Raw genomic sequence first — 22897 nt, 5'->3', positions numbered from 1 at the left:
CCGGGCATGGTCGCGGGTAAGCCGTGGGCTGCGATGAGCTTCGAACAGATCATAACCCTTGTCGTCCTGGTCAGCGTGATCGCCGCGCTGATCGCGGACCGGATGCGGGCCGATGTCGTGGCCATCGCCGGGGCGGCAGTGCTGCTGGTGACCGGTGCGGTGCGCCCCAGCGAAGTGCAGGGCGCCTTTGCCAGCCCGGCGATCATCACCCTGGCATCGCTGTTCGTGATCGCCCACGCGATGGAGCTGTCCGGCCTGCTGGACAAGGCGATAGACCGCGCCGTGGCGCTGTGCCGCCGTACCGGCGCGGCGGGGCTGTGGGGTCTGATCGGGCTGTGCGGCTTTGCCTCGGCCTTTCTCAACAACACCCCGATCGTGGTGATCGCAGCGCCGGTGGTGCGCGATGTCGCGCGCTCGATCCGGATCGACCCCCGCCGCTTCCTCATGCCGCTGTCCTATGTCGCGGTGCTGGGCGGGTGCTGCACGCTGATCGGCACATCGACCAACCTGCTGGTCGATGACATGGCGCGATCATCGGGACAGCCGCAGTTCGGGCTGTTCGAGATCACGCCCGTAGGGCTGGCCATCGCGCTGGCAGGCGGGCTGTACCTGCTGCTGTTCACCGGGCGGCTGGTGGGCGAGAGGACCGATACGCCCGCGACCGAAGGCGACGCGCGCGACTGGTCCGAGGTGGAACGCCACACCGTGACGCACCTCGACCTGTCGGGCGATACGCTGCAGGACACGCGCATCTACGCCAGGAAGCACGCCTTCCAGCCGCGCATGGCGCTGGTATCGGTGGCGGTGTTCATCGGCGTGATCGCCTTTGCCGCGATCGACCTGGTGCCGATTGCCGCTGCGGCCTTTGCCGGGGCAGTGCTGCTGATCGTGCTGCGGATCATTTCGCCTGATGAAGCCTATTCGGGGATGCGGCCGGAAATCCTGCTGCTGATCGCCGGGATGGTGGTGATCGGCATCGCCATGGAACAGACCGGGCTGGCCGCGCAGGCCACCGGCTGGCTGGTGGGGTCAGTCAACGGCGTCGGCCCGCTGGCGGCGCTGATCCTGCTTTACGGGGCCACGCTGCTGCTGACCGAACTGCTTTCGAACGCCACGGTGGCTGTCCTGCTGACCCCGGTGGCGGTGGCGCTGGCGGAAAGCCTTGGCGTCAGCCCGCGCCCGTTCCTGGTGGCGATCATGATGTCGGCCAGCGCCGCCTTCGCCACCCCGTTCGGCTATCAGACCAATGTGCTGGTCTATCAGATGGGCGGCTATCGCTACCTCGATTTCGTCAAGGTCGGGCTGCCGCTGAACCTGCTGACATGGGCCGTGGCGGTCGTGGCGATTGCCGAGTTCTTTCCGTTCTAGGCGATGGACAGGGGGCGCGCCGATGCCGGCTGAAAACCTGCCCACCCTGCGCCAGTTGCGCTATCTCGTGGCGCTGGCCGAAGCGGGCAGCTTTACCCGCGGCGCAGCCCTTGCCGGGGTATCGCAGCCATCGTTTTCGCAACAGATCCAGATGCTGGAGACACTGCTGGGCGATCGCGTGGTGGAACGCGGCGGGCGCGCGCACCTGACCCCGCTGGGCCGCGATGCGGTGGCAGCGGCGCGGCGCGTGCTGGCCGAAGCCGATGCCTTTGCCGCGCTGGCCGCGCGCCGCGCCGAAGGGCGGCTGGCGGGCACGATCCGGCTGGGGGTATCGCCCACGCTTGGTCCCTATATCCTGCCGCAGATGGTCGCGCGGCTGCACGCCACCCACCCCAGCCTGAAAGTGCTGGTGCGCGAAGGCCAGCCCGGCGCGGTGATCGAACAACTGGCGCAAGGGCGGCACGATGTGGCGCTGGTGCAGCTTCCGGTGGACGATCCCGGATTGCACGTGGAGCGCCTTTTTCGTGAGCCAATGTTTCTGGCCATGGCCACCGACGACCCCTTGCGCGATGTCCGCGCGATCCGCCCCGAACACCTGGCCGGGCGCGGCCTGCTGACGCTTCAGCCCGAATACCGGATGAGCACGCAGGTGGCCGCGCTGGCCGAACGCGCCGGGGCCAGCGTGCTCAGCGATTACGAAGGCACCAGCCTGGATGCGATCCGCCAGATGGCGGGCATGGGCATGGGGCTGGCGCTGTTGCCGCAGCTTTATGTCCGCCAGGAAATCCGCGACGATGGCGATGTGGTGGTGCGCCCCTTTGCCGGAGGGCGGCTCTACCGCGATATCGGGCTGGTCTGGCGCAGCGGCGCAGGCCGGGCCGAAGACCTGCTGCTGATCGCGCAGGTATTGCAAAGCATTGCCAATTCATAGGTTAAACCTATTGAAAAGATAGATACTACCCTATTGCAGCTATGGCCCGGTATCGCCACCTAGTTTGCTGCACGTGCGAAAGGATGTAGACGGACACAATGGCGGGTCAGGCAGATCAGCATGGGGACAGCGGCGGGCACGACGCCCACCGCGCACCCACCTACCGCGATTTCGCGCGCTGGACCCGGCAGGTGCTGGGGCCGGACGCGGGATTCATGCGGCTGGCGCTGCTCTATGGTGCGGCAATTTCGCTTTTGTCGCTGGCCACGCCGATCTCGGTGCAGTTGCTGATCAATTCGGTGGCCAACATCGCCCTGCCCGCGCCGCTGTTCACGCTCGCCGGGGTGCTGCTGGTGCTGCTGCTGGTATGGGCGATGCTCAGCGCCTTTCGCGTGGCCTTGCTGGCGCAGTTCGAACGGCGCCTGTTTGCCCGGCTGACCGCCGAAATCACCATGCGCGCGGTCCATGCCCAGAACCCGTTCTTCGTCGATGCGCGGCGCGGCGATCTGTTCAACCGCTTCTTCGACATGGTGGTGGTGCAGAAATCGCTGACCAGCCTGCTGATCGCCGGGTTCACGATTGTCCTGCAAAGCCTGGTCGGGCTGATCGTGACCAGCTTCTACCACCCGTTCTTCCTGGCGTTCAACGCCGTGCTGGTGCTGCTGGTGGTGACGATCTGGCGGGTCTGGGCCAATGCCTCGCTCAAAAGCACCGTCGCCAAGAGCCATGCCAAGCACGCCACCGCCCACTGGCTGGGCAGCGTGGGCGGATCGAACGGCATCTACAAATCCAGCCGCCACATGCAGTTCGCCATCGACCGCACCGAAGCGGTGACGGCAACCTACATCGCCGCGCACCGCCGCCATTTCCGCCACACCTTCGGCCAGACCATCGCGCTGCTGACACTCTATGCCTTTGCCAGTTCGGGCCTGCTGGCGATGGGCGGCTGGCTGATCCTGCAGGGCGAACTGTCGATCGGCCAGCTCGTGGCTGCCGAACTGATCCTTTCGGGCGTGTTCTATGGCGTGGCCCAGCTCGGCACCTATCTGGAAGTGTTCTACGATCTGGCCGCCAGCCTCGAAGAGCTATCGTTGTTCTGGGACGTGAAGCTTGAACCCACGCCCGATGGCGAAGGGCCGACCCCGCCCGATGGCGCTATCCGCCTGCGCGACGTGGCGCACGACGGGCACCGCTTCGATTTCGCGCTGGGCAGCGGCGAACAGGTCGGCGTGCTGGCCGCCGCCGGGGTGGAACGCAACCTCGCCAGCCTGCTCAAGCGGCTGAGCGTGCCCGAAACCGGCATCGTCACCGTGGGCGGCGCCGATCTTGGCATGTTCGACATGTACCGCCTGCGCTCGGACGTGATCGTGCTGGACCGCCCGACGATTGTCGAGATTGTCCGTCGTCAGAACATTTGGCACAACTCGCGGCGTAAATTAGCGGAGTGCGGGCCTCGTCAGGGGCTGGATTTTAAGCGGCGAGCTTGCGGTGTTGCAAGCGCCGATATTCGATGGTCTGTCGTTTGATCCTTTCACGCTGTTTGATGATGGCTGGTGCCCTGCCGAAGTAGGCGTCGGCGGGCGTCACGTTGTTCAGGCTCTCGTGGTAACGTTGATTGTTGTAGTGCTCGACGAAGGCTTCGATCTGGGCCTCGAGGTCGCCGGGCAGGAAGTAGTTCTCCAGCAGGATGCGGTTCTTCAGAGTCTGGTGCCAGCGCTCGATCTTGCCCTGGGTCTGAGGGTGGCACGGTGCACCGCGCACATGACTCATCTGCTGAGCTTCGATGTATTCAGCCAGTTCGCCAGCGATGTAGCTGGGACCGTTATCGCTGAGCAGCCTGGGTTTGTGCAGCACGGTGGCGCTGTCGCAGCCCGAGGCAGCCAGCGCCATGTCCAGCGTGTCGGTGACGTCCTCGGCCCGCATGTTGGTGCACAGTTTCCAGGCGATGATGTAGCGCGAGAAGTCGTCGAGCACGGTCGACAGGTACATCCAGCCCCACCCGATGATCTTGAAGTAGGTGAAGTCGGTTTGCCACATCTCGTTCGGCCGGGTGGTCTTGGTGTGGAACTGATCGGCGGCCTTGATCACGACATAGGCCGGGCTGGTGATCAGATCATGGGCCTTCAACAGGCGGTAAACCGTGGCTTCCGACACGAAGTAGCGCTTCTCGTCGGTGAACCGCACCGCCAGCTCGCGCGGTGACAGTTCGCTGTAGTCCAGGGCCATCTCGACGATCTGGTCCTGGATATCATCGCCGATGCGGTTCCACACCCGGGTCGGCGCCGACGGCCGATCCTCCAAGGCCTCCGGGCCGCCTTCGAGGAACCGGTCATACCAGCGGTAGAAGGTCCGACGGGCGATGCCGAGCTGGTCCAGCGTGCGTTTGGCGGGCAGGTGCGACTGCTCGACGATCCGGATGATCTCGAGCTTCTCCGAGGCGGGATACCTCATTCGTCGTCGCCCCCATCCGCGATCATGCTTTTTTTGAGCAGGCGGTTCTCCAGGGTCAGGTCGGCAACGCATTCCTTCAGGGCGCGGGCTTCGCGGCGCAGATCCTGCACCTCGCCAGTGGTCGCGGCACGGGCGGTGTCGCCGGCCAGGCGGCGCTTGCCGGCTTCCATGAACTCCTTCGACCAGGTGTAATACAGGCTCTGGGCAATGCCTTCCTTGCGGCACAGCTCGGCGATGCTGTCCTCGCCGCGCAGGCCATCCAGCACGATGCGGATCTTGTCTTCGGCCGAGAAGTGCCGGCGGGTTGCACGCCGGATGTCCTTCACCACCCGCTCCGCAGGGGCCTTGGTCGGCGATTTTGCATTGGAGGATTTGGGCTTCATCTTCGTTCCTTCGTCACTACGACGAAGCCCAAATCCTCCTTAAATCACAACCTCAAATCTGTGCCATTGGTGCTGACGGGGAGCACCCGCCATTCAAATCGAGTGCGCGCGGTTGGTGCGCTCTGGCCGTGCCAATGGCAATGGTGGCGCGGGATGCAGTAATCGTTGATTCAATCCCTGCTCCAAGCGTTATTGGCTTTTCCGATCACTTCAGTTAGGTGAGGTATCGACGGGCAGACTAGTCCGCCTTTCATTGATCGCGCCGGTGCCCCCGAAAGGGGCTTAATCGGGAATGCGGTGCGGAAGCTTGCTTCCAAATCCGCGGCTGTCTCTGCAACTGTAAGCGGATAGCGCGATGTACATCGCTCCTCTTGGAAGGGGCAGCCACTGGGCCGGACGCTAAATCATGCGAGGTCTGGGAAGGCGTGCATCAAGCTGTGACCCGTGAGCCAGGAGACCTGCCGGCGTCTGGTCGCTCTTGCCTTGGTCCAGAGGATGGCTGCGGCACGGTGAACTCCGTCTGAGCGACGAACGAGCGGCTGGGGCCGCATCGGAGACGTGCGTCGGCCGCCCATGGCGTCCGGCCGCCGCGCGTGTCGCCCGTTCGCGCGGGTTTGCCCCGGCCACGTCGCAAGACGCCGGGGGACTATTTAGTGATCAAGACCATTACTACCAGCAGCGCCCTTGCGCTGATCTGTATCGGAAAACCGGCATTTGCCGAAACCTCTGAAAAGGCATCGCAAACAAGCGCGGATGCAGTCGTGGCGGGTAACGACATTGTGGTTTTCGGTCGCGGTGAGGCCATGATCGGCACTGCCAAATCAGCGAGCGAAGGAAGCGTCGGAGGGGCCGATCTCCTCGTGCGGCCTCTTCTCCGCGTGGCCGAACTGCTGGAAGCGGTGCCCGGGCTGGTTGCAGCCCAGCATTCTGGGAGCGGCAAAGCCAACCAGTATTTCCTGCGCGGTTTCAACCTCGACCATGGGTCTGACTTCAGTACCTATATCGATGATGTGCAGATGAACTTTCGTACCCACGGACATGGTCATGGCTATCTCGACCTCAACGGCCTCATTCCGGAGATCGTGGGCCGGGAGGATTTTCGTAAAGGGCCCTACCGCGCCGATGGCGGTGATTTCGCTCTGGCGGGAGCAGCCTATATGACGACCATCAAGGGTTATGACCGGCCATGGGCATCGGCCGAGACTGGTTCATATGGTTGGCGCCGCGTCGCTGCGGGTGGAACATTGCACGACCTGGGCGGCGGAGACCTCACGCTTGTCGCCCAGGCCAAGGCCTATGACGGACCGTGGCAGGAACCTGAACGTCTGCGCCATTACTCGGGGTTCGCGAAATATAGCATGCCGACCGGTGCGGGCACATTGGAGGCATCTCTCCATGCCTACCGGGCGACATGGCACCCAACCGAGCAAATCCCCGAGCGCATTATCGGCACGGCGTTGTGTGCGGATGTGTTCTGCTCTCCAGATCCTTCCGCGCGGGGTGAGACGACGCGCCTGGTGGCTAACATCGCGGTCAAGCAACCGACATGGCGCGCCAATGTCTATGCCCAGTTTTACGACTGGTCGATGTTCTCGAACCCCACTTACACCGATCCGGATGGCACAAGCGCGCAGATCAAGCAGTTCGACCGGCGTTGGGTCCTCGGGCTGTCCGCACAAAAACATTGGGAAATCGCTGACAGTCTGGCTGTGAGCCTTGGCACCGAAAACAGATACGACGCCGTCGGGAATGTTGGTGTCGATCGAACGGCTGCCCGCGCATTTCTTGAATCTCTCGGGCACTTTCGGGTCGGGGAATTGTCTTCCGCGCTCTACGGCGAAGTCGCTTGGAAACCCTTGGCGGGACTGCGTGTGACAGGTGGTCTTCGCGGGGACTATTATCACTATTCCGTGCGTGCACGAGATTCTGTTGCGGCGTCGCTGGGCGAAGGCAGTGGCTCAGCGTCGATTCTCTCTCCCAAGGCGTCAATCGCCTATCAGGTTACGCCGCATCTTGAACTCTACGCCAACTGGGGCCGTGGATTCCATTCCAACGATGTTCGGGGTGCGGTCAACAGGGACACGCCTGTTCCCGTTCTGGTTCGCGGCATCGGCAAGGAACTGGGAGGACGCATTCAATTCTCCGGGGTCACGTTAACCGCGACTTACTGGTGGCTGCATGTCGGCAGCGAACTTCGTTTCATTGGCGATTCCAATGCTGTTGAACCGTCGGGTGCCAGTGGGCGTCATGGCTATGAAATCGTCGCCTTCTGGCGGCCGTTCCCTTGGCTTGCGCTTGATGGAAACTATACCGCCAGCCATGCGCGCTTCGACAATGGCGATCACATCCCCAATGCATTTGAGAACGCGGCTTCAGCCGGTGCCGCCATCATTCTTGATCCCTGGGAAGCCAGCATTCGGGTGCGCCACCTTGGACCTTCTCCGCTTGTCGAGGACAACAGTGTCCGGGATCGAGGCAGCACCGTCATGAATGCCCGGGCCGCGTGGAAGGGCAAGAAGGTCGAGATATTTGGAGAAGTGCTGAACATCTTCGACAGCCGGGACAAGGACATCGCCTATTATTACGAGTCCTACATCCCCGCCTTCGATGCAGGTGCTCCGGTGGAAGGCCGGTTGAGCCGCGTGGTCGAGCCTCGAACTGTGAGGATTGGCGCAAAGGTCAATTTCTAGCGAAATCCCTTGATGGGCGGCGCTGCAGCACGTCTGCGGCGCCATCCTTCGTTTGTATATTCCTCAATCGCCGAGCCAATCATGCACCTCACGAAGTCACTGCCATCCCTGTCTCTGCGCCGACGAATTGGTGCCTTGTTTGCCGGATTGATCGCCGCCAACATTGGGGTCTGGGTCTGGGCATTCAGCCTGTTTCATGCACAGCCGTTAATGCTCGGCACCGCTGTGCTTGCCTGGGGGCTGGGCCTGCGTCACGCGGTTGATGCCGATCATATTGCGGCGATTGACAATGTGACCCGCAAGCTGATGCAGGACGGGCAGCGCCCGGTTTCGGTCGGATTCTGGTTCGCGATCGGGCATTCCGGAATCATTGCCATAGCATCGATCATCATTGCGGTGACGGCCAGCGCGCTGTCGCAGTTCGGCGCCTTCAAGGAAATCGGTGGCGTGATTGCAACCGTGATTTCCGCGCTTTTCCTGTTCACGATCGCCGGCATGAACCTGGTCATCCTGCGCTCTGTCTGGCGGACTTTTGCCCATGTTCGTGCAGGCGGCAGCTATGCCGAGGACGATCTTGATCTGCTATTGGGTGGGCGCGGTCTGCTTTCCAGACTGTTCAGGCCGATGTTCCGCCTCGTGAACAAAAGCTGGCATATGGCCCCGCTGGGGTTTCTGTTCGGGCTTGGGTTCGATACAGCAACCGAAGTTGCCATTCTGGGCATGTCGGCCAGCCAGGCCGCCGATGGCCTGTCGATCGGGACAATCCTGGTCCTGCCCGCCCTGTTCGCGGTCGGTATGGCCCTCATCGATACGGCGGACGGCGTGGTGATGCTGGGCGCTTATGAATGGGCCTTCGTGAAGCCGATCCGCAAGCTCTACTACAACATCACCATCACCCTGATCTCGGCCATCGTGGCGATTGTCATTGGTGGAATCGAAACGCTGGCCCTGATTGGCGACAAGCTGGCCCTTACGGGTGCGCCATGGCGGATCGCCATTGAACTGGGTGAAAATTTCAATGGTCTGGGCTTCGCCATCATCGGTCTTTTCGTGTTCTGCTGGCTGGCGAGTTACGCGATCTATCGATGGAAGCGGTTCGATGAAATCGAGGTTTCGGTCGGTGCCTGACCGTCCACGTTGCGTGAAGCAACATCATCAATTGGCTTGGCTGGCATTTTCGTCTAGAGCGCGCGGTGAAGGATCGGGGTAACCCGCCCTTCAATGATCGCGCCGGTGCCCCGCAAGGGGCTTAATCGGGAATGCGGTGCGGGAGCGTGCTCCCAAATCCGTGGCTGTCCCTGCAACTGTAAGCGGATAGCGCGATGCACATGCTCCTGAATTCAGGAGCAGCCACTGGGCAGCGCGCAAGCGCCAAGTCTGGGAAGGCGTGCATCAAGCTGTGACCCGCGAGCCAGGAGACCTGCCGGCGCACCGGTCGCTCTTGCCTGATCCAGGGGATGGTCACGGCACGGTAACTCTCCGTCTGAGCGACGAAGCTGTGTGGCTGGGGCTGCACGGGTTGCGTGGTTACGGGTGCTTTGTCGCGCCCGCCCGTCGTCGCGCGCCGACCGGACTTGTCCGGCAAGCCCCGCCGTGTCTCGCTCTGGCGCGCGGGGAAGTTACTATGCCAGACCTGTCCAAGGCGTCCCTGTCCAAGGTGCCGGTCACCATCATCACGGGCTTTCTGGGCGCGGGGAAAACCACGCTCATCAGCCACCTGATCCACAATGCCGGTGGCCGCAGGCTGGCCGTGGTGGTCAACGAATTCGGTTCGCTGGGTGTGGATGGCGAGATTCTGCAGTCCTGCGCCATTCCTGATTGCCCGGCGGAAAACATCGTAGAGCTGGCCAATGGCTGCATCTGCTGCACCGTGGCGGACGATTTCATCCCGACGGTGGAAAAGCTGCTGGCGCTTGATCCGCGCCCCGATCACATCCTGATCGAGACATCGGGTCTGGCGTTGCCAAAGCCGCTGCTCAAGGCGTTCGACTGGCCTGCGATCCGCAGCCGGATCACCGTGGACGGCGTGCTGGCGCTGGCCGATGCCGAAGCGGTCGCGGCAGGCCGGTTCGCGCCCGATGTGGCAGCGCTTGACGCCCAGCGCGCCGCCGATCCGAGCATCGATCACGAGACGCCGCTGTCGGAAGTGTTCGAGGATCAGCTGGCCTGCGCCGACATGATCCTGCTGACCAAGGTCGATCTGGCCGGACCCCAAGGCGTAGCCGCCGCGCGCGCGATCATTGCGGCAGAGCTTAGTCGCCCGGTTCCGGTGATAGAACTGACCGAAGGCGTGGTCGATCCGCGTGTGATCCTGGGGCTTGATGCCGCAGCCGAGGACGACATCGCCGCGCGCCCATCGCACCATGATGGTGAGGATGATCACGAACACGACGACTTTGACAGCACCGTTATCGAATGGGGCGAGATCGCCGATCCGGCGGCGCTGGTCGCGCGGATCGAGACGCTGGCCCGCGATCACCATATCCTGCGCGTAAAGGGCTATGCCGCCGTTGCGGGAAAGCCGATGCGGCTGCTGGTGCAGGCGGTGGGCGCGCGGGTGCGGCACCAGTACGATCGCCCGTGGCGCCCTGACGAGCCGCGCCGCACCACGCTGGTCGCCATTGCCGAGCACGATCACGTCGACGCCGATGCCATTCGCGCGGTGCTGCTGGCGTAAGGCGCGGGCCATGCACGTCATTTTCCGCGAAACGCACGGGATGGAGGAAACCGCCGTCCCGCAGGATCTGGGGCAAGAGCCCGCGGATCTTGTGGTCCTGTCCTTTTCGGACAGCGATCTGGGGGCGTTCGCGGCGGCATGGCATCAGGCCCGTGCAGACGATGCGACATTTCCTTCGCTGCGGCTCGCCAATCTGGCGGCGCTGATGCATCCGCTGTCGGTCGACACGTATGCCGAGCGGACGCTGTCGGGCGCAAAGGCGATCCTGATCCGGCTGATCGGCGGCACGCCCTATTGGAGCTACGGGCTGCAACAGGTCGAGGCGCTGGCCCGGTCGCGCGGGATCGTGCTGGCCGTGCTGCCCGGCGACGGCTTTGAGGATGCGCGGCTGGATGCGGCCTCGACCGTGCCGGTGACCGCGTTGCGCGAACTTGCGCAGTGGTGCGATGCTGGCGGTGCAAGGGCGGCGCAGGCGGCGCTTGCCGCGCTGTCGCAGCTGGCGGGGCTGATTGATGCCCCCGCCCGGACATTCGATCCGCTGCTGATGGCGGGAGGCTGGCATCCCGGCCGGGGCGTGATCGATCTTGAAGCCTTTGCGCGCGATCCCGCAAGGCCGCTGGTCCTGATCGTGTTCTATCGTTCTTACCTGACCGCCCACGATCTGGACCCATTTGCCGCCCTGCATACCGCGTTCGAGCAGCGCGGTTTCGATGCATTGTCGATCTTCGTCCCCTCGCTGAAAGCCCCGCAGGTGCGCGAACAGGTGGACCGCTGGGTGCGCGGGCTTGGCCCGGCAGCGATCATCAACGCTACCGCTTTTTCCGCGCGGGGCGATGACGGCGCCACCCCGCTTGATGGCGCGGGCGTTCCCGTGTTTCAGCTGGCGCTGGCCACGTCCGGGCGCGCGGGATGGGCAGCGGCTTCGCGCGGGCTTTCCCCGGCAGACCTTGCCATGCACGTGGTCTTGCCCGAAATTGACGGGCGGGTGTTTGCAGGCGTCGCCAGCTTCAAGGAGGCGGGGACGCGCGATCCCGCGCTTGGCTTTGCCCGCACCATCCATCGCGCCGATGCAGGCCGGGTTGGGGCGATCACCGCGCGGGTGGCGGGCTGGATCGCACTTGCCCAAACGCCGGTTGCAGAACGGCGGGTTGCGCTGGTCCTGTCTACTTATCCCGGCAAGACATACCAGATGGCCCACGCCGTGGGGCTGGATGCGCTGGCTTCTGCCGAGGCGATCCTGGCCGATCTGGCCGAGGCGGGATATGCCACTGACGCGCAGGCCGGACTGGCAGCGCTCCTTCAATGCACACATCAGCACTGGCCGATGGCAGAGTACCGCAAGGCTTTGGCAGCACTGCCCGATACCCTGCGCGCTGAACTTTTCGCCGCATGGGGCGAGCCGGAAGCCGATGCTGCCGCCGCCGATGGCGCGTTCCGTTTTGCCGCGCTGCCCATCGGCAACGCGCTGGTAGCCTTGCAGCCCGAACGCGGCGAACGCGCCCATCGCGACGGCGACTATCACGACCTGTCCCGCTGCCCGCGCCATGGCTATGTGGCGTTCTACCTGTGGCTGCGCCAGCGAAGCGTGGACGCGCTGGTGCATATCGGCGCACATGGCACACTGGAATGGCTGCCGGGCAAATCAGTCGCGCTGTCCGATGCTTGCTGGCCCGAGGCGCTGACCGGCGCGATGCCGGTGATCTATCCGTTCATCGTCAACGATCCCGGCGAAGCGGCGCAGGCCAAGCGCCGGATCAGCGCGGTTACGATCGGGCACGTTCCCCCGCCACTGGTGCAAACGCAAAGCGGTGCGGGGCTGGCCCGGATCGAGGCGCTGCTGGATGAATTCTCCAACGCTGGCGGGCTGGACCCGGCCCGCCGCGACCGTCTGCAAGTGAACATCCGCGACGAAGCGCGCGTGCTGGGACTTGAGGCGGAACTGGGCCTTGATGACGCGGCCACGCTGGTCGAGGCGATCACCCGGATCGACCGCTTCGTTTGCGATGTAAAGGACAGCCAGTTCGGTGACGGGCTGCATGTGTTCGGGCGGGGAGATCAGGGCGCAGCCGAGCGGGCCGGATTGCTGGCGGCACTCGACGGACGCCGCGTTCCGCCCGGTCCCTCCGGCTCCCCCTTTCGCGGGCGCAGCGATGTGCTGCCAACCGGGCGAAACCTTTATGCGATAGACCCGCGCGCCGTGCCTTCACGCGCGGCCCATGCCCAAGGGGTGACACTGGCAGAGGAGCTGATCCGGCGGCATCTGCAGGATCACGGCGATTATCCGCGCGGGCTGGTGGTCGATCTGTGGGGATCGGCCACGATGCGCACGGCGGGCGAGGAATTCGCCATGGCGCTGCACCTGCTGGGCGCAAAGCCGCTGTGGGACACCGCGTCCGAACGGGTAACAGGCATCGAAATCCTGCCGCTGGCGCTGCTGGACCGGCCGCGTATCGATGTGACGTTGCGGATTTCCGGCCTGTTCCGCGATGCCTTTCCTGCGCTGCCGATACTGTTTGGCCAAGCGGTGCGCGCGCTGTGTTTGTGCGATGAACCGGCGGACTGGAACCCGTTTGCAGGGCAGGCTGCGGCACCGCGCGTCTATGGCCCGGCCCCCGGCAGCTATGGACTGGGTCTTGGCGATGCAGCCGAGGTCTATACTGAAGCGGCCCGGCGCGCTGCTGGTGAGGCATGGCTGGCGGCATCGGACCATGCGTTTGACGCAGCCTCCGATGCGATCGGAACCTTTGCCGATCCTGACGGCCTGCGCCAGCGTGTTGAAGGAGCGGACGCCTTTGTCCATCTTCAGGACTTGCCCGAAACCGATCTGCTGCTGGCCGCCGATTATGCCGCGCACGAGGCGGGCTTTGCCGCTGCCAAGGCGCTGATCGGTGGTTCGGCGGCGCTCTACCACCTCGACAATCGCGATCCGGGGCGCACCGTTGCGCGCACCCTGACCGAAGAGATCGCCCGCGTGGTCCGCGCCCGCGCGGCGCACCCAGGCTGGGTGGCGGGCATGATGCGGCACGGCTTTCGCGGGGGGGCAGAACTGGCCGCGACGCTGGACCATATGGGTGCCTTTGCGCACCTTTCAGGCAGCGTACCGCCGCATCTGTTCGACCTTTATCACGACGCGACACTGGGCCAGACCGATGTTCGCGCATTTCTTGAACGCGAGAATCCGGCTGCGCTGGCGGCGATGGAAGCCCGCTTTGCCGCGCTCCATGCCGCCGGGCTGTGGCAGACCCGGCGCAATTCCATCCTCGCCAGCCTGCCAAGGCTTGAGGACAGGGCATGAGCAGTTTTGCGGTGAAGGGCTGGTGCCCCGATGCCTGGCACCCGATGATGGCGGGCGACGGGCTGCTGGTGCGGGTAAAGCCTCGGCTTGGCCGCCTGACGCGGGCGCAAGTGCTGGGCCTGTGCGATGCCGCCGTGGTGCACGGCAATGGCCTGATCGACATGACCGCCCGCGCCAATCTCCAGCTTCGCGGGGTGCCTGAAACTGGCTGGCAGGCGCTGCTCGACCGGTTGCTGGTGCTGGATCTGGTGGACCCTGACCCTGTCATCGAACAGCGGCGCAACATTCTGGTCGCGCCGGATTGGCGGGTCGGTGATGACAGCCATCGCATTGCGGGCGCGTTGCTGACCCGGCTGGATGAGTTGCCCGATCTGCTCGGTAAAGTGGGCTTTGCCATCGATGCCGGTCAGACCTGCATTCTGGGTGGCGAGGCGGGCGATTTCCGCATTGAGCGCGGCGGCGATGGCGGTCTGATCCTGCGCGCCGATGGCCGCGCCACCGGTATGGCGGTTGCTGCTGGCAGGGAAGTGGACGCGCTGATCGCGCTCGCCCACTGGTTTGCGGCCAGCGGCGGCGCGAAAGCGGGGCGCATGGCGCGACACCGGCTGGTCCTGCCCGAATGGGCCTGTGGCGACATTCTGCCCGCGCCGTCGGCTGCTTGCATCGTGCCGGGCCTTCATGATCTGGGCCTCCGTGATGGGAGTTGGGCCTATGGCTTGCCGTTTGGCCGGATAGAGGCGCGGATACTGGCCGGGATGGTGGAAGCATCGCCCGCCGCAGCGGTGCGGATCACGCCGTGGCGTGTGCTGCTGGTGGAAGGCGCGCCTGCCGTTTGCGCCGGTGGGCTGATCGATAATCCTGCCGACCCGCTGCTGCATGTCGATGCTTGCCCCGGCGCGCCCTGCTGCCCGCAGGCCTCGGTTGAAACCCGCGATCTTGCCCGCCGCCTTGCACCGCATGTCGCCGGGCGGCTGCATGTTTCGGGCTGTGCCAAGGGCTGCGCCCGCCAGCGCGCCGCCGATGTCACGCTGACCGGCCGCGATGGCCTGTTCGATCTTTCCCTGAACGCACCCGCCGGTGCGTTGCCAGTTCGCTCTGCGCTCAGCCCAGCCGAGCTTCTCGCCCATTTCGGAGCCGCTTGATGCCCCATATCTATGAAACCGATGGCGCGGCCATCTATCGCCAGTCTTTCGCCATGATCCGCGCCGAAGCCGATCTGGCGCCCTTTTTCGCTGATGAGGAACCGGTGGCGGTGCGCATGATCCACGCCGCCGGGATGGTGGACCTTGCCGCGCATATCCGCTTCTCACCCGGCTTTGCCAGTGCGGCGCGGGCGGCGCTGGCCGCTGGCGCGCCGGTGCTGTGCGATGCGCGGATGGTGTCCGAAGGGATCACCCGTGCGCGGCTGCCTGCTGATAATCAGATCATCTGCACCCTGAATGCGCCGCAAGTGCCCGACATGGCGCGGGCAATGGGTAACACCCGCTCTGCCGCCGCACTGGAACTGTGGCGGCCGCATCTGGCAGGCGCGGTGGTGGCCATCGGCAACGCGCCAACCGCGCTGTTCCATCTGCTGAATATGCTGGAAGATCCCGATTGCCCGCGCCCTGCGGCGGTCATCGGCTGTCCGGTGGGCTTTGTCGGCGCGGCCGAATCCAAGGCCGCGTTATGGGCCGCGCCGCCGGTGCCGTGCTGCATCGTTGAAGGGCGGCTGGGCGGCAGCGCGATCACGGTTGCTGCGATCAACGCTTTGGCGAGCGGCACCGAATGAGCGCGGCCCTTTCCTGCGGGACGATCCACGGCGTGGGTTTGGGTCCGGGTGCGCCCGATCTGTTGAGCGTTCGCACTGACCGGCTGGTGCGTGGCGCCCGCCACGTGGCCTATTTCCGCAAGGCCGGGCGACCAGGACAGGCGCGGCGGATTGTCGAAGGAATGCTGCGCCCCGACGTGATCGAAATCCCGATGGAATATCCGGTGACGACCGAGATTCCGTTATCCGACCCGCGCTACAACGACTGTCTTTCCGCTTTCTATGCCGAATGCACGCAGCGATTGGTCATGCTGGCGCAGGCAGGCGAAGACGTGGTCGTGCTGTGTGAGGGCGATCCGTTTTTCTACGGTTCATTCATGCATTTGCACACCCGGCTGGCGGGCACGGTTCCGGTGGCAGTGGTTCCGGGTATCACCGGCATGGCCGGGGCGTGGAACGCAACCGGCATCCCGATCACCTGGGGCGACGATGTGCTGACCATCGCGATGGCGACCCTGCCCGAGGATGAACTGGTGCGACGCATCCGCGATACAGATGCGCTGGTGGTGATGAAGATCGGGCGCAACCTGCCCAAACTGCGCCGCGCGGTGGCCGCTGCCGGGCGCGAGGATGCGGCATGGCTGGTCGAACATGCCGCCATGCCAGGTCAGCGGGTCACGCGGCTGATCGAGGCCGAAACGGTCACGCCCTATTTCTCGATCCTGCTGATTCACGGCCAGGGGCGCCGGCCATGAGTGCCGGGGCCATGAGCGGCTGGCTGGCCATCGCCGGTCTGGGGCCGGGCGACGAGGCGCTGATTACGCCCGAAGTCACCGCCGCTCTGGCCGGGGCAAGCGATGTCATCGGCTATATTCCCTATGTCGCCCGGATCGCCCCGCGCGCCGGGCTGACACTGCATCCGTCCGATAACCGGGTGGAGCTGGACCGGGCCGCCCATGCGCTGGAACTCGCGGCGCAGGGGCGGCGCGTGGTGGTGGTATCATCGGGCGATCCGGGCGTTTTCGCGATGGCCGCCGCCGTGTTCGAGGCGCTGGAGGCAGGCCCGGCCCACTGGCGCGATCTCGACATCCGGGTGCTGCCCGGCATCACCGCGATGCTGGCCGCCAGCGCGCGGGCGGGGGCGCCGCTGGGTCATGATTTTTGCGCGATCAATCTGTCGGACAATCTCAAGCCGTGGAATTTGATCGAAAAACGGTTGCGGCTGGCGGCAGAGGCGGACTTTGCCATGGCCTTCTACAACCCGAGGTCAAAAGCCCGGCCCGAAGGTTTCGAACGTGTGCTGGAATTGCTGCGCGAAGTGTGCGGCCCGGATCGCCCGATCTTGTTCGCCCGCGCCGTATCGACGCCCGACGAGCAATTGCGGATCGTACCGCTGGGTCAGGCCCGTGCAGACATGGCCGACATGCGGACCATGGTGATCGTCGGATCAAGCCTGACGCGGATCATCGAACGGACAAGTGGGCGAAAGCTCGGTCCGATCCTCTACACGTCGCGTTCGGCCTTGGGTTCGGCGTCATGACCCAGCCAGACCAGTACATCTTCCGGGCGATAGCATTCGGCCCGGCCCGGAACGGCAGGGCGATCAATCATCAGGACCGGCAGGCCCAGATCCCGTGCGGCGATCAGCTTGGCCTCTGCGCCTTGCCCGCCAGCGTTCTTGCACACCACCAGATCGATGGCGTGCGCCTCCATCAATGCGCTGTCGCCTGTGGCGGTGAACGGCCCGCGATCGACGATCAGGGTGTGATGGGGCAAGCCCGGCGGCTGGTCTGGCGCATCGACAAAGCGCAACAGATAATGATGCTGCGGCTGGGCAGCGAAGGCTGCCACATGCATCCGGCCCAGCGCCAGCATTACGCGGCGGGAGTGCCCGGCCAGCGCTGCCACCGCACCGTCGATGCTGGCAACGCGGGTCCAGCGGTCTCCGGCGACCGGTTGCCACGCCCGGCGGGTCAGCGCTACATGAGGCACTCCGGCCAGGCGGGCCGCCTCCACGGCATGGCTGCTCATCGTTGCGGCAAAGGGGTGGGTCGCGTCCACCAGATGAGTCACGCGGTGGTGGCGCAGATAATCGGCCAGCCCCGCCACACCGCCGAACCCGCCGACACGCACCGGCACCGGTTGAGCGCGGGGGTTTTCGGTCCGTCCGGCATAGCTGAGCGTCGTCGCAATGCCCCGCGCGCCAAGCAGGCGGGCAAGCGCGCTGGCCTCTGTCGTGCCGCCCAGCAGGAGGACGTTGGGCATGGCTGATATGGCTCCTGAAGCGTGGTTGACGATCATCGGCATTGGCGAGGACGGGCCGGACGGCCTTTCCGCCGCCGCCCGCACGGCGCTGGCGCAGGCCGGACTGGTCATGGGACCGGCACGGCACCTGTCGCTGCTGCCCGCGATTACCTGTACCATGATCGAATGGCCAGTACCCTTTGCCGATGGCATTGCCCTGCTGATGCAACATCGCGGGCAGCGGGTGGTGATGCTGGCATCGGGCGATCCGTTCTGGTTCGGGGCGGGAAGCAGTGTGGCGCGCCTGCTTGATCCGGGCGAATGGGTGGCGATCCCCGCGCCTTCCACTTTCACGCTGGCGGTTGCGCGGCTGGGCTGGCCGGTTCAGGATGTGGCCTGTCTTGGCCTCCATGCCGCGCCGTTAGATCGGCTCAAGCCCCACCTGGCACCAGGGCGGCGCGTCATTGCACTGTTGCGCGATGGCGCGGCGGTGGCCGCGCTGGCGGACTATCTGACCGGCCAAGGCTTTGGCGCGTCAGCGTTGCATGTGATGGAAGCGCTGGGCGGGCCGCGCGAACGGGTTCGCACCGCGCGCGCCGAGGGGCTGTCTTTCACCGACATCGCCCATCCGGTAGCGGCCGGGATCGAGTGTGCCGGGCATGGCCCGTCCTTGCCGCTGACGGCGGGCCGACCGGACCACTGGTTTGCGTCCGACGGGCAGTTGACCAAGCGTCCGGTACGCGCGCTGACGCTATCGGCGCTGGCCCCGTGTGCGGGTGAGCTGCTGTGGGATATTGGCGCGGGATCGGGATCGATCGGGATCGAATGGCTGCTGGCCCACCTGGCCAACCGGGCCTGTGCGATAGAGGCGGATCCGGTGCGCGCGGACCGTGTGCGGGCCAACGCCGCTGCGCTGGGCGTTGATCGGCTGAAAGTTGTCGTCGGGATTGCGCCGGATGCCCTGCCACCGGGACCATTGCCCGATGCGGTGTTCATCGGCGGTGGTTTATCGGAAGCCTTGCTGGACACGCTATGGGCACGTTTGCCCGCCGGAACGCGGCTGGTGACCAATGCGGTGACGCTGGAATCAGAAGCGCTGCTAGCCCGGTGGCATGGCCAGAAGGGCGGGAGCCTCCTGCGCATCGAACTGGCCGACGCCGCACCGCTGGGCAACCGGCACGGCTGGCGCGCGCGCTATCCGGTGGTGCAATGGAGCGTGACGCTGTGATCATCGCCGGGTTCGGCTTTCGGTCAGGCGTCGGCCTGCCTTCGCTGCGCGCGGCGTTCGCGCTGGCGGAGCAGGGGCAACCGCCGGTGACGCATCTGGCCACGGCGCAAGACAAGCTCGCAGCGCTGCTCCCTCTGGCCGAAGCGCTGGGCCTGCCGCTGATGGGCGTGGCGTCCGATGCACTGGCTGCCGTTTCCACCCCCACGCGCTCCATCGCCAGCCTGAACGCTCGTCACGTCGGCAGCGTGGCCGAAGCGTCCGCGCTTGCCGCTGCTGGCGCGGGTGCGCGCCTGCTGTCGCCGCGCCACATCTCCCCCGATCGCATGGCGACGTGCGCCATTGCTGCCAGTGTCAACCTTCAGGGAACCCCGACATGACCGTCCACTTCATTGGCGCCGGTCCCGGCGCGCCCGATCTTCTCACTTTGCGCGGACGCGATCTGATCGCGGGCAGCCCGGTGTGCCTTTATGCCGGGTCGCTGATCCCGGTCGCCGTGCTGGATCATTGCCCGCCGGGCGCCCGGATCGTGAACACCGCGCCGCTGGAACTGGACCAGATCATGGCCGAAATCGCCGCCGCCCATGCCGCCGGGCACGATGTGGCGCGGCTGCATTCGGGCGATCTTTCGGTGTGGTCTGCCATGGGCGAGCAGTTGCGCCGCCTGCGCGCGCTGGACATTCCCTTTACGATCACACCCGGCGTCCCGGCTTTCGCCGCCGCCGCCGCTGCGCTGGAGGCAGAGCTGACCCTGCCCGCGCTGGCGCAATCGCTGGTGCTGACCCGCACACCGGGCCGCGCCAGCACGATGCCGCCCGCCGAAAGCCTGGCCAACTTTGCCGTGACCGGCGCGACGCTGGCCATTCACCTTTCGGTTCACAATCTGGCGCAAGTGGTGGCGGACCTGACGCCGGCCTATGGCGCGGATTGCCCCGTCGCGGTGGTCTGGCGCGCCAGTTGGCCCGATCAGCGGATCGTGCGCGCCACGCTCGACACTATTGAACAGGCCATCGCCGGGAGCATGGAGCGCACCGCCCTGATCCTGGTCGGGCGGGTGCTGGCGGCGCAGGATTTTGCCGAAAGCAGCCTCTATGCGCCCGGTTATGATCGCCGGTTCAGGCCGCAGGATGCCACGTCACGTTTTGGCGGTGCGGCCGAATGAGCGCGCGCCACCAGACTCCGGGATTGATGATCGCCGCCCCCGCATCGGGCACAGGCAAGACCACGGTGATGCTGGGCCTGCTGCGCGCCCTGACCGAAGACGGGCTGGCGGTGCAGCCGTTCAAGAGCGGGCCGGACTATATCGACCCGGCGTTTCACCGCGCGGCGAGTGGCAGGCCGTCGTTCAATCTCGATAGCTGGGCGATGGAGGACGATCTGATCGCTGCCATTGCGGCGCAGGCCGGGGGCGCGGACATGGTGCTGGCCGAAGGGTCGATGGGGTTGTTCGATGGCGTGGCCAGCAAGGGTGCGTCGGGCAATGGTGCCAGCGCCGACATGGCCCGCCGGATGGGCTGGCCGATCGTGCTGGTGCTGGATGTGTCGGGGCAGGCGCAGTCCGCCGCCGCCACCGCGCTGGGGTTCAGCAGCCTTGATCCGGGGCTGCCATTTGCCGGGGTGATCCTGAACCGCGTGGCCAGTCCGCGTCATGAACGGCTGGTGCGCAAGGGCATGGAGGCGGTGGGCATTCCGGTGCTGGGCGCCCTGCCAAGGCGCGGCGACCTGACCCTGCCCGAACGCCATCTGGGGCTGGTTCAGGCGGTGGAGCATCCCGACCTTGATCGCGCGATTGCCGAGTTTGCAGCGTTCCTGCGCGCCCATGTCGATCTTGACGTTATTCGCCTTGCCGCTGGTGCCGCACCACAAGCCGACGGCGGCAACCTGCCTGCCCCTCCGGCCCAGCGGATCGCCATGGCGCGCGATGCGGCCTTTTCGTTCGTCTACCCGCATCTGATCGAAGGCTGGCGGCGCGCCGGGGCGGAGATCCTGCCATTCTCGCCGCTGGCCGATGAAGCGCCTGCCGCCCATGCCGATCTGGTGTGGTTGCCCGGCGGCTATCCCGAACTGCACGCCGGGACCATTGCGGCGGCTGCAACATTCCTGTCCGGCCTGCGCTGCCATGCGCAAACGCGGCCCGTGCACGGCGAATGCGGCGGCTATATGGTGCTGGGGCAGGGGTTGATCGACAAGAGCGGAGAACGGCACCGGATGGCCGGGCTGCTGGGGCTTGTCACCAGCCATGCCCAGCGCAAGATGCACCTTGGCTATCGCCATGCCGAACTGCTGGTGCCGGTATCGCGCCTTGCCGCCGGGACCAGGCTGCGCGGGCACGAGTTCCACTATTCAACCATTGCCGAACAGAGCGACGCGCCGCTGGCGCTTGTGACCGATGCCGAAGGCGCGGCGGTGGCCGAAAGCGGATCGCATCGCGGCCATGTCACCGGCAGCTATTTCCACATGATCGCGCCCGCTTCGTGCCGAGATGCCCAATGATCGACCTCCACCTGATCGGTATCGGCACTGGCAACCCCGATCACCTGACAGCGCAGGCTGTCGCGGCGATGAACCGTGCCGACCTGATCCTGTTGCCGCGCAAGGGGCAGGCCAAGTCCGATCTGATCGACCTGCGCCGGGAGATCTGCGCGCAGGTGCTGACGGGGCCAACGCGGATTGTGGAATTTGACTTGCCAGTGCGCGGCAATGGGGCCACTTATCTGGATGACGTCAACGCTTGGCATGATGCCATTGCCGATGCGTGGCGGGTGCAGATCGCCGAACATTTGCCCGGCGGTGGCAAGCTGGCGCTGCTCGTCTGGGGTGATCCCTCGCTGTATGACAGCACCTTGCGCATTGCTGACCGGCTGCGCAGCGCGGGGGTGGAAATCGCCGTGCGGGTGGTGCCGGGCATCACCAGTATTCAGGCGCTGACCGCTGCCCATGCCATGCCGTTGAACCCGCTGGCCGGCCCGGTGACGATCACCACCGGGCGGCTGCTGCGCGCCCATGGCTGGCCTGCCGGAGCCGACACGATTGTCGTGATGCTTGACAGCGGTTGCGCGTTCGAGGGGCTGCAACCGCAAGGCATCACCATCTGGTGGGGCGCTTATCTGGGCATGGCGCACGAGGCGCTGGAACAGGGCCCCCTGGCGCAAGCCGGTCCCCGGATCGCGTTGCGCCGGGCGGAACTGCGCGCGCGCCATGGCTGGATCATGGATGTCTATCTCATGCGAAGGGAATTGGCCGATGGAACCTGAAAACCAAGTAGAAGTTGCAGGCGGCGATGCCCGCCACGCCGAAAAGATGCGCAAGAAGCAGACCGCGCAGGCCAAGATCATGGCCAGCAAGACCCGCGAACAGGGCCTGCTGATCGTCCACACCGGCAAGGGCAAGGGCAAAACCAGCGCGGCGCTGGGCATGGTGGTTCGCGCCATTGGCCACGGCATGAAAGTGGGGGTGGTCCAGTTTGTCAAAGGGGCGATGAAAACGGGTGAAAAGGCCGTGTTCGATGCCTTTCCCGACAATGTCGAATTCAAGCCGATGGGCGAGGGTTTTACCTGGGACACGCAGGACCGCACACGCGATATCGCGGCCGCCCGCGCCGGCTGGGACGAGGTCAAGCGCATGATCGCCGATCCCAGCTATCACATGGTGCTGGCCGACGAACTGAACATCGTGCTGCGGTATGATTATCTGCCGGTCGATGAAGTGGTGGCGGTGCTGACCGCGCGCGACATGATGAAGCACGTTATCGTCACAGGCCGCAACGCCCCCGAGGCGCTGATCGAGGCGGCCGACCTTGTTACCGAAATGACCATGGTCAAGCATCCATTCCGCTCCGGCGTGAAGGCCCAGGCCGGCATTGAATTTTGACCGGGGATCGAGT

General features: G+C 65.4%; 18 protein-coding genes, 1 pseudogene and 2 riboswitches. Of the genes and pseudogenes, 17 read left to right on the top strand and 2 right to left on the bottom strand.

Going from position 1 to position 22897, the window contains the following annotated elements:
* Nucleotides 1-33: 33 nt before the first annotated feature.
* The 3 genes and pseudogenes from LH20_RS21645 to LH20_RS21635 all read left to right on the top strand — a co-directional run.
* Nucleotides 34-1368, top strand: coding sequence for an SLC13 family permease (locus LH20_RS21645; RefSeq protein WP_053556450.1), 1335 nt, complete (start codon nucleotides 34-36; stop codon nucleotides 1366-1368).
* A gap of 22 nt (nucleotides 1369-1390) precedes the next feature.
* The gene (locus tag LH20_RS21640; protein ID WP_053556449.1) at nucleotides 1391-2299 is read left to right on the top strand and encodes a hydrogen peroxide-inducible genes activator; all 909 of its coding nucleotides are present in this window, start codon (nucleotides 1391-1393) and stop codon (nucleotides 2297-2299) included.
* A 191-nt stretch (nucleotides 2300-2490) separates the two neighbouring features.
* Nucleotides 2491-3708, top strand: a pseudogene (locus LH20_RS21635) (ABC transporter ATP-binding protein); the annotation flags it as partial.
* Nucleotides 3709-3769: 61 nt separating this feature from the next.
* Here the strand turns inward: LH20_RS21635 and LH20_RS21630 are convergent.
* Nucleotides 3770-5133, bottom strand: a protein-coding gene (locus tag LH20_RS21630; protein WP_085995949.1) for an IS3 family transposase whose coding sequence is annotated in 2 segments (ribosomal slippage) — nucleotides 3770-4783 and nucleotides 4786-5133 — 1362 coding nt in all. Because the reading frame shifts where the segments join, the coding sequence is not laid out codon by codon here.
* A gap of 246 nt (nucleotides 5134-5379) precedes the next feature.
* Nucleotides 5380-5613, top strand: a riboswitch (cobalamin riboswitch).
* Nucleotides 5614-5786: 173 nt separating this feature from the next.
* Between LH20_RS21630 and LH20_RS21620 the strand changes: the two genes are divergently transcribed.
* From LH20_RS21620 to cobJ, 8 genes are all read left to right on the top strand, one after another.
* Nucleotides 5787-7823, top strand: coding sequence for a TonB-dependent receptor (locus tag LH20_RS21620; RefSeq protein WP_011444007.1), 2037 nt, complete (start codon nucleotides 5787-5789; stop codon nucleotides 7821-7823).
* A gap of 81 nt (nucleotides 7824-7904) precedes the next feature.
* Nucleotides 7905-8951 (top strand): HoxN/HupN/NixA family nickel/cobalt transporter, encoded by a 1047-nt coding sequence (locus LH20_RS21615; protein WP_083455652.1) that lies wholly within the window; start codon nucleotides 7905-7907, stop codon nucleotides 8949-8951.
* 86 nt (nucleotides 8952-9037) lie between these two features.
* Nucleotides 9038-9265: riboswitch (cobalamin riboswitch) on the top strand.
* 182 nt (nucleotides 9266-9447) lie between these two features.
* A complete protein-coding gene (gene cobW, locus LH20_RS21610) occupies nucleotides 9448-10500 on the top strand; it encodes a cobalamin biosynthesis protein CobW (RefSeq protein WP_011444005.1) in 1053 nt (350 codons plus the stop codon).
* Between the two features lie 10 nt (nucleotides 10501-10510).
* Complete coding sequence (gene cobN, locus LH20_RS21605; protein ID WP_053556448.1) at nucleotides 10511-13795, top strand: cobaltochelatase subunit CobN; 3285 nt, start codon at nucleotides 10511-10513, stop codon at nucleotides 13793-13795.
* Nucleotides 13792-14937: a precorrin-3B synthase gene (locus LH20_RS21600; RefSeq protein WP_011444003.1), complete on the top strand. Its 1146-nt coding sequence runs from the start codon at nucleotides 13792-13794 to the stop codon at nucleotides 14935-14937. The genes cobN and LH20_RS21600 overlap by 4 nt, the downstream gene beginning before the upstream one ends.
* Nucleotides 14937-15566: a precorrin-8X methylmutase gene (locus tag LH20_RS21595; RefSeq protein ID WP_011444002.1), complete on the top strand. Its 630-nt coding sequence runs from the start codon at nucleotides 14937-14939 to the stop codon at nucleotides 15564-15566. Before LH20_RS21600 ends, LH20_RS21595 begins: the two co-directional genes overlap by 1 nt.
* Nucleotides 15563-16300, top strand: a complete 738-nt coding sequence (gene cobI / locus LH20_RS21590) for a precorrin-2 C(20)-methyltransferase (protein ID WP_053556447.1) — start codon at nucleotides 15563-15565, stop codon at nucleotides 16298-16300. Before LH20_RS21595 ends, cobI begins: the two co-directional genes overlap by 4 nt.
* A gap of 11 nt (nucleotides 16301-16311) precedes the next feature.
* Nucleotides 16312-17085, top strand: a complete 774-nt coding sequence (gene cobJ / locus LH20_RS21585; protein ID WP_041549922.1) for a precorrin-3B C(17)-methyltransferase — start codon at nucleotides 16312-16314, stop codon at nucleotides 17083-17085.
* Here cobJ and LH20_RS21580 read toward each other — a convergent pair.
* Entirely contained in the window at nucleotides 17049-17810 is a 762-nt protein-coding gene (locus tag LH20_RS21580; RefSeq protein ID WP_011443999.1) for a cobalt-precorrin-6A reductase, read from the bottom strand. The two genes, cobJ and LH20_RS21580, sit on opposite strands and share 37 nt — an antisense overlap.
* A 7-nt stretch (nucleotides 17811-17817) precedes the next feature.
* On the opposite strand from LH20_RS21580, the gene LH20_RS21575 reads away from it, so the two are divergent.
* From LH20_RS21575 to cobO, 6 genes are read left to right on the top strand one after another with little or no spacing between them, the layout of a single operon-like run.
* Nucleotides 17818-19017, top strand: coding sequence for a bifunctional cobalt-precorrin-7 (C(5))-methyltransferase/cobalt-precorrin-6B (C(15))-methyltransferase (locus LH20_RS21575; RefSeq protein ID WP_011443998.1), 1200 nt, complete (start codon nucleotides 17818-17820; stop codon nucleotides 19015-19017).
* Complete coding sequence (locus LH20_RS21570) at nucleotides 19014-19394, top strand: cobalamin biosynthesis protein (RefSeq protein WP_011443997.1); 381 nt, start codon at nucleotides 19014-19016, stop codon at nucleotides 19392-19394. The genes LH20_RS21575 and LH20_RS21570 overlap by 4 nt, the downstream gene beginning before the upstream one ends.
* Complete coding sequence (gene cobM, locus LH20_RS21565; RefSeq protein WP_011443996.1) at nucleotides 19391-20176, top strand: precorrin-4 C(11)-methyltransferase; 786 nt, start codon at nucleotides 19391-19393, stop codon at nucleotides 20174-20176. The genes LH20_RS21570 and cobM overlap by 4 nt, the downstream gene beginning before the upstream one ends.
* Nucleotides 20173-21507 (top strand): cobyrinate a,c-diamide synthase, encoded by a 1335-nt coding sequence (locus tag LH20_RS21560; protein ID WP_011443995.1) that lies wholly within the window; start codon nucleotides 20173-20175, stop codon nucleotides 21505-21507. Before cobM ends, LH20_RS21560 begins: the two co-directional genes overlap by 4 nt.
* A complete protein-coding gene (gene cobF / locus LH20_RS21555; protein WP_011443994.1) occupies nucleotides 21504-22268 on the top strand; it encodes a precorrin-6A synthase (deacetylating) in 765 nt (254 codons plus the stop codon). Before LH20_RS21560 ends, cobF begins: the two co-directional genes overlap by 4 nt.
* Complete coding sequence (gene cobO, locus LH20_RS21550) at nucleotides 22258-22884, top strand: cob(I)yrinic acid a,c-diamide adenosyltransferase (protein WP_011443993.1); 627 nt, start codon at nucleotides 22258-22260, stop codon at nucleotides 22882-22884. The genes cobF and cobO overlap by 11 nt, the downstream gene beginning before the upstream one ends.
* Nucleotides 22885-22897: the final 13 nt, after the last annotated feature.

This window comes from Sphingopyxis sp. 113P3, assembly GCF_001278035.1.
In the GTDB taxonomy this organism is placed as follows: Bacteria; Pseudomonadota; Alphaproteobacteria; order Sphingomonadales; family Sphingomonadaceae; genus Sphingopyxis.
The sequence above is the reverse complement of the archived record's forward strand: the minus strand, read 5'-3'. Positions and strand labels throughout refer to the sequence as shown.

Coding starts and splice junctions, on each gene's coding strand:
- cobO (WP_011443993.1), top strand. CDS start 22,258: ATGGAACCTGAAAACCAAGTAGAAGTTGCAGGCGGCGATGCCCGCCAC.
- LH20_RS21640 (WP_053556449.1), top strand. CDS start 1,391: ATGCCGGCTGAAAACCTGCCCACCCTGCGCCAGTTGCGCTATCTCGTG.
- LH20_RS21560 (WP_011443995.1), top strand. CDS start 20,173: ATGAGCGCGCGCCACCAGACTCCGGGATTGATGATCGCCGCCCCCGCA.
- cobW (WP_011444005.1), top strand. CDS start 9,448: ATGCCAGACCTGTCCAAGGCGTCCCTGTCCAAGGTGCCGGTCACCATC.
- LH20_RS21580 (WP_011443999.1), bottom strand. CDS start 17,810: ATGCCCAACGTCCTCCTGCTGGGCGGCACGACAGAGGCCAGCGCGCTT.
- cobM (WP_011443996.1), top strand. CDS start 19,391: ATGACCGTCCACTTCATTGGCGCCGGTCCCGGCGCGCCCGATCTTCTC.
- LH20_RS21600 (WP_011444003.1), top strand. CDS start 13,792: ATGAGCAGTTTTGCGGTGAAGGGCTGGTGCCCCGATGCCTGGCACCCG.
- LH20_RS21595 (WP_011444002.1), top strand. CDS start 14,937: ATGCCCCATATCTATGAAACCGATGGCGCGGCCATCTATCGCCAGTCT.
- cobJ (WP_041549922.1), top strand. CDS start 16,312: ATGAGCGGCTGGCTGGCCATCGCCGGTCTGGGGCCGGGCGACGAGGCG.
- LH20_RS21645 (WP_053556450.1), top strand. CDS start 34: ATGAGCTTCGAACAGATCATAACCCTTGTCGTCCTGGTCAGCGTGATC.
- cobN (WP_053556448.1), top strand. CDS start 10,511: ATGCACGTCATTTTCCGCGAAACGCACGGGATGGAGGAAACCGCCGTC.
- LH20_RS21575 (WP_011443998.1), top strand. CDS start 17,818: ATGGCTCCTGAAGCGTGGTTGACGATCATCGGCATTGGCGAGGACGGG.
- cobI (WP_053556447.1), top strand. CDS start 15,563: ATGAGCGCGGCCCTTTCCTGCGGGACGATCCACGGCGTGGGTTTGGGT.
- cobF (WP_011443994.1), top strand. CDS start 21,504: ATGATCGACCTCCACCTGATCGGTATCGGCACTGGCAACCCCGATCAC.
- LH20_RS21615 (WP_083455652.1), top strand. CDS start 7,905: ATGCACCTCACGAAGTCACTGCCATCCCTGTCTCTGCGCCGACGAATT.